This window comes from Victivallis sp., assembly GCF_048170485.1.
In the GTDB taxonomy this organism is placed as follows: domain Bacteria; phylum Verrucomicrobiota; class Lentisphaeria; order Victivallales; family Victivallaceae; genus Victivallis.
The window spans coordinates 1-4,830 of sequence record NZ_DBEXAY010000268.1; the positions used below are offsets into that span (position 1 = coordinate 1).

Consider the following 4,830-nt stretch of genomic DNA (forward strand, 5'->3'; position numbering starts at 1 on the left):
TTTTTCACGAAAAAAAACAAAAAAACGGAATCTCCTGTCGAAGATTCCGTCCAGGCAAGGCCCTGCCGGTCAATTTCTCTGATAACTCAGGAATAGCTCTGCTGCGCGGGCGAGATCCCGCTCCGAATCTTCCGGGAAAAACTCCATGCCGACGTAGCCGTTGAACTTCCCCTCCGGAACCGCGGTGAAGAACGCCCGGTAGTCGATCGCCCCATCCGGTTCGGGGAACTTCCGCCCTTCAAGCGAAGCAACGTGGAAGTGCGCGATGTACGGCAGTTTCTTCTCCAGATCCTGCAGCGGATCGCAGCCGCCACGGACCATGTGGTAGATGTCGTAGAGCAGCCGGAAGTCCCCGCTGTTGAGCGTTTCCGCGAGTTCAAACCCGAATGTTTCGGTGTCCGCCTGATAGTCCTCGTGATCGAAGCGGTTCAGCATTTCAAACAGCAGTTTCACTCCGGAGCCCTTCATCCGTTCCAGCAGGGCGCTGTATCCTTCGAGGCAGTTTTCCAGCCCTTCCCGATCGCTGAGCTCGCCCCGGTTGCCGCTGAAGACGATGATGTACGGGATGCCGTTCTTCGAAGCGTCTTCGGTCATGCGGAGAATCTCATCGGAAAGTTTCTGCCGGTTTTCGCGGCGGTTCATGCCGTCGGTCATGCCGGGGCCGGAGAGGTTGACGATCTCCAGACCGGCGCGCTTCGCCGCCTGCCACCGCTCCGGAGCGACCATCTCCACCCCGGAGTAGCCCATCGCCTTCAACTTCCGGTAGTAGGTATCCGGATCGGCTCCCTCCGGAAAAAAACACCAGTCCGGCGCACTCAGTTTCATCGTCTTCATCGCTTACTCCTCCCAGTTGATCACCACGCCCATCACGGTATTGCGCTCTTCCATACAGGTGCGGTAGACCTCCGCCGGATTCCGGTACGAAAAGTGGTGCGACACCATGCCGTTCAAACGGATCCGCCCATCCAGACACATGCCGAAGAAGAGCGGCGCAATGATTCCGGAGTTCCACTCCGGCCGCTCCTGCGGATCATGCGCTCCGACAATGGTCAGGCCGCGGGTGATCACCTCACCCGAAAGCCTCTGCTCCTCCGGCGTGCCGGTGTCGGTCATCAGCACCAGTTTGCCGAACCGCCCGACCGCCTTGAGCGCATCCTGAAACACCCGCGCGCTTCCGGTCGCCTCCACCACGATATTGGGCAGCTCCCCGCCGCAGATTTCAGCGAGTTTCTCATAGCACTGCGCCACCGGTTCGGCAAGCGTCACGAAACTCCCGGCCCCCTCCAGATAGCGGAGACGATCGGCAACCGGGTCGATCACCACCACCTTCGCCGCCCCGGCGGCATAGGCCCAGCGGGCGGAGAACTGGCCGATCAACCCCGCACCGACCACCGCGACCCGGTCGCCGAGCTGGTAACGGGCGACACGCGCCCCCATCGCGGTGATCTTGGCGAAGGCGAACCAGAGCGCGTCTTCAAACGACAGCCCCTCCGGAATCCGGTAGCACTGATCTTCCGGAGCGATCGACGCACTGGCGTGCCCGTTGCGGGTGACCACCCGGTCGCCCACCTTGAACCGGCTGACGCCGGGCCCGACCGCGGTCACATACCCCGCCGCGGAGTAGCCGGGGAAAAACGGATATTTCACCCACTGATCCCAGTGGTTGCCCGCCGTGAAGGCGCGGCGGAAGACGATGCCTTCTGTTCCCGTGCTGACCATCGACGCCACGGTGCGGATTTTCACACTCTTCTCACCCGGCTCGCCGAGCTCAAAGGTCTGCAGTTCGACCGCCTCTTTGCCGGTGAAGGCAAACCGTTTCTCCGTACTCATTTTTCCATTCCTTTCCTTCTGTATAAATCCGGGGAAATCCTTTCTCTATTATATTGCATTTTTTATGAATATCGTATAAATTACCATAGAGATTTCTTCTGAAAACATGGATATTTTTCCTATGAGCACGTTTCAGCTGTACCGTTCTCCGGAAACGGCGGTTCCGGCAGGGAGGCTCCGGGTCTCTTCGCTGGGAATCCATGAGGCAATGCTGCCGGGGATGCTCCGCTACCATCAGCAGAGAGAACTTCTGCTGATGTTCTTCCACACGCCGGCCCGGGCGGGGCACGAGACGGACTGCCGGGGCGGCTTCATCCTCTGGCCGCATGGAACGCTCTGTTATTACGGGAATCCGGAGCGCTCCTGGGATCACTCCTGGTGCGTGCTCGAAGGGAGTGCGGCAAACCTCCTCCGGGAACTGCACGGACTGCCGGCGGGGCGCGCATTGAAAGCCGATGCCGAACCGGTGTTTCTCCGTTATTTCGAGGCGATTCTGCGCGAACTGAACTCCCGCCAGCAACAGGATGAATATGTGCTCGAACACCTGGTCGATCTGCTCTTTTACGAACTGAGCCGCCTGATCCGGAACCCGGAACTGCAGATTCCGAAGCGGCTGCAGAGAGCGGAGGAGTTCATGTGGACCAGAATCGCCGATCCGCTGACGCTGGAGGAGATCGCCCGGGAGGCCGCGCTGTCGGTGTCGCGCTTTTCCTCCCTCTTTCACCGCTACTACGGGGAACCGCCGATGCAGTACCTGAACCGCAAGCGGATGAATCTCGCCGCCCAGCAGCTGCTCTATCATGCGGGCAGCTGCAAGCAGATTGCGGAGATGACCGGATTCGCCGATCAATTCCATTTCTCGCGCCGCTTCCGCCAGTTCTGGGGCGTATCGCCCCGGGAGTTCCGGGCGGAGAAGATGCTGCGGCACCTCCACGGCGGCGGGGAGGTCGCCGGACATACAGATTTATGAGCGGGAGAAGTGCAGTCAGGCGTCCAGCTTCTCCAAAAGATCCAGCGCGGCCGGGACATCGCCCTGCGGCAGCTGTGCAATCACCTCGGGCGAACGGTCCCACCTGCGGGTTTTGAGCAGCCGGGCGACGGTCTTCTCGTCGAACCGGTACTTGATGACGCGCGCCGGAACCCCGACCGCGATGGCGTAGGGCGGAATGTCCTTCGTCACCACCGCCCCCGCGCCGATCACCGCGCCGTCGCCGATGGATACGCCATCCATGATCGCCACATTGAGCCCGATCCAGACATCGTTGCCGATGTGGACGGGGCGTTTGTTCTGAAATTCGACCCGGTTCTCCGGCGGGATGTTCAACCCGTCCTCCTCACCGGTGTAGGAGACCGGGTGGGTTGTCAGCGCATGCACCGGGTGCATGGTGGTTCCGATCGAGACATTTTTCGCGATGGAGCAGAATTTCCCGATCCGGGTGCGGGAGTCCACGATCGTGCTGCCCGGCACCACATAGGTATGCTCCCCGATAATCCCCGCCCGGAACAGTTTCCGGTTCAACCGGCTTCTACTGGAGAAACGATGCCGGAACATCTTGCGTTTCTTACTACTGTAAAAGAAGAGTATAACTGCACCAATTTTCACCCAGCGGGAATCAACAAAGCTCATTTGCAGACCACACGAATTAATATTCAGAACATTTCATTTTTCTTCCGGCAGCCATATCGCCCCGGAAATTGAAGACTCACAGCATCCATTAAAACGGAAATCAATGTTCGCCAGCACTCACAGCGTCAATGGCCCGTTTCAAAGCCTCCAGATATCCGCGCCCGAATCGCAGATCCGGTTCCATATAGTTGCCCTCTCCCCATTCGTTCCAGGATTTGATGAAAATCAAACGATGGTCAGGTTGCTTCTCCGCCACAGCGGCCAGCGCCTCACGAACATTGCGTTCGAAAAGTTGAGGTGACGATCCATGAATGATGCTGCCGCCGCGCCCGGAACGAGGGGAATGATCCCAATTCGGCAATACCGACGGAAAAATATTTTCCCTACGATCTTCTTCGGCAATAAAAAAACGTGAAATATCTTTATATTTAACAATTTTCGGATATGGTGAAAAATTCCACCACAGTCGTTTCAACGCATATTTGACCGGATTCCAACAACGTCGGTAATCATGCATGCGCAACGTGTTCACCCCATCTGCACCAGTCTGCAGAATCGCCTCAAGATCGCGTTTTGCATTCGGAGTCTGCCCAATGAAGTAGATCCCTTTCAATCCGTTTTCACGGGCCAGTTTCTGCCAGTGTTCCATAAATGCGGTGGGATCGGGCATCTCCAGCGGGCGATAGATCATGAAAAGCGGTTTCCCATCTACCTGAATGTATCGGGGATCCCGGAATGCAGGCAGGCAGGTTGCAAAATGCGCCTCTTCATCCTCCGGCCCCGGATAACGCTGCTCTTGAAGAATTTTTGCTTCAATCACGGCATCCTTATCCCACATTTTTTTCTTCCACGTCTGGTTGGCCCAGCAGAGGCAGAAGGGAAAATCCGGTTTGCCGGACGCCAGAACTTCCTGAAAGGGGCGCTCCAGTTCACGGACGCCGTTTCCAAACCAATAATGGTAGTAGCAGAAGCCCTCGATTCCATACTCCCGCGCCAATGCGGCCTGAGCCTCACGGACCTCCGGAAGGCGCAGATCATAATACCCCAGTTCAGAAGGAACATGTGGAAAATCGTGGCCCGGATAGCACTTTCTTGCCTTTCCCAGATTCGTCCATTCCGTAAACCCGGTTCCATACCAGCGATTGTTGCTGGCCGTCGGATAATATTGCGGCAGATAAAATGCGATAAAACGAAATTTATTCATGTGCGGCTGTTCCTTGCCATCAGAGAGTAACGACCTACAATCATTTCCATCTCCACGACAGATAAAAGCCGCAAGGCGGAGATATTAATGACAACCTGCATTCAATCGGAGAAAGCACCTGACATAACATGACAGCATAATGAAAAATATTCAAGTAATTTTCCAATAT

General features: G+C 56.9%; 4 protein-coding genes and 1 pseudogene. 1 reads left to right on the plus strand and 4 read right to left on the minus strand.

Annotated features, from left to right (window positions below; genetic code table 11):
* Window positions 1-69 precede the first annotated feature (69 nt).
* A complete protein-coding gene (locus tag ACMLHG_RS13920; protein ID WP_295808692.1) occupies window positions 70-834 on the minus strand; it encodes a sugar phosphate isomerase/epimerase family protein in 765 nt (254 codons plus the stop codon).
* A 3-nt stretch (window positions 835-837) separates the two neighbouring features.
* The gene (locus tag ACMLHG_RS13925; protein WP_417170883.1) at window positions 838-1,830 is read right to left on the minus strand and encodes a zinc-binding dehydrogenase; all 993 of its coding nucleotides are present in this window, start codon (window positions 1,828-1,830) and stop codon (window positions 838-840) included.
* A 121-nt stretch (window positions 1,831-1,951) separates the two neighbouring features.
* On the opposite strand from ACMLHG_RS13925, the gene ACMLHG_RS13930 reads away from it, so the two are divergent.
* Window positions 1,952-2,800 carry a helix-turn-helix transcriptional regulator gene (locus tag ACMLHG_RS13930; protein WP_417170884.1) on the plus strand — a complete coding sequence of 283 codons (849 nt, stop codon included), beginning with the start codon at window positions 1,952-1,954 and terminating at the stop codon, window positions 2,798-2,800.
* Window positions 2,801-2,815: 15 nt separating this feature from the next.
* On the opposite strand, the pseudogene ACMLHG_RS13935 reads toward ACMLHG_RS13930, so the two are convergent.
* Together ACMLHG_RS13935 and ACMLHG_RS13940 are read right to left on the minus strand one after the other, a co-directional pair.
* Window positions 2,816-3,100 (minus strand): annotated as a pseudogene (locus ACMLHG_RS13935) (CatB-related O-acetyltransferase); the annotation flags it as partial.
* A gap of 457 nt (window positions 3,101-3,557) precedes the next feature.
* Entirely contained in the window at window positions 3,558-4,661 is a 1,104-nt protein-coding gene (locus tag ACMLHG_RS13940) for a glycoside hydrolase family 99-like domain-containing protein (protein WP_417170885.1), read from the minus strand.
* Window positions 4,662-4,830: the final 169 nt, after the last annotated feature.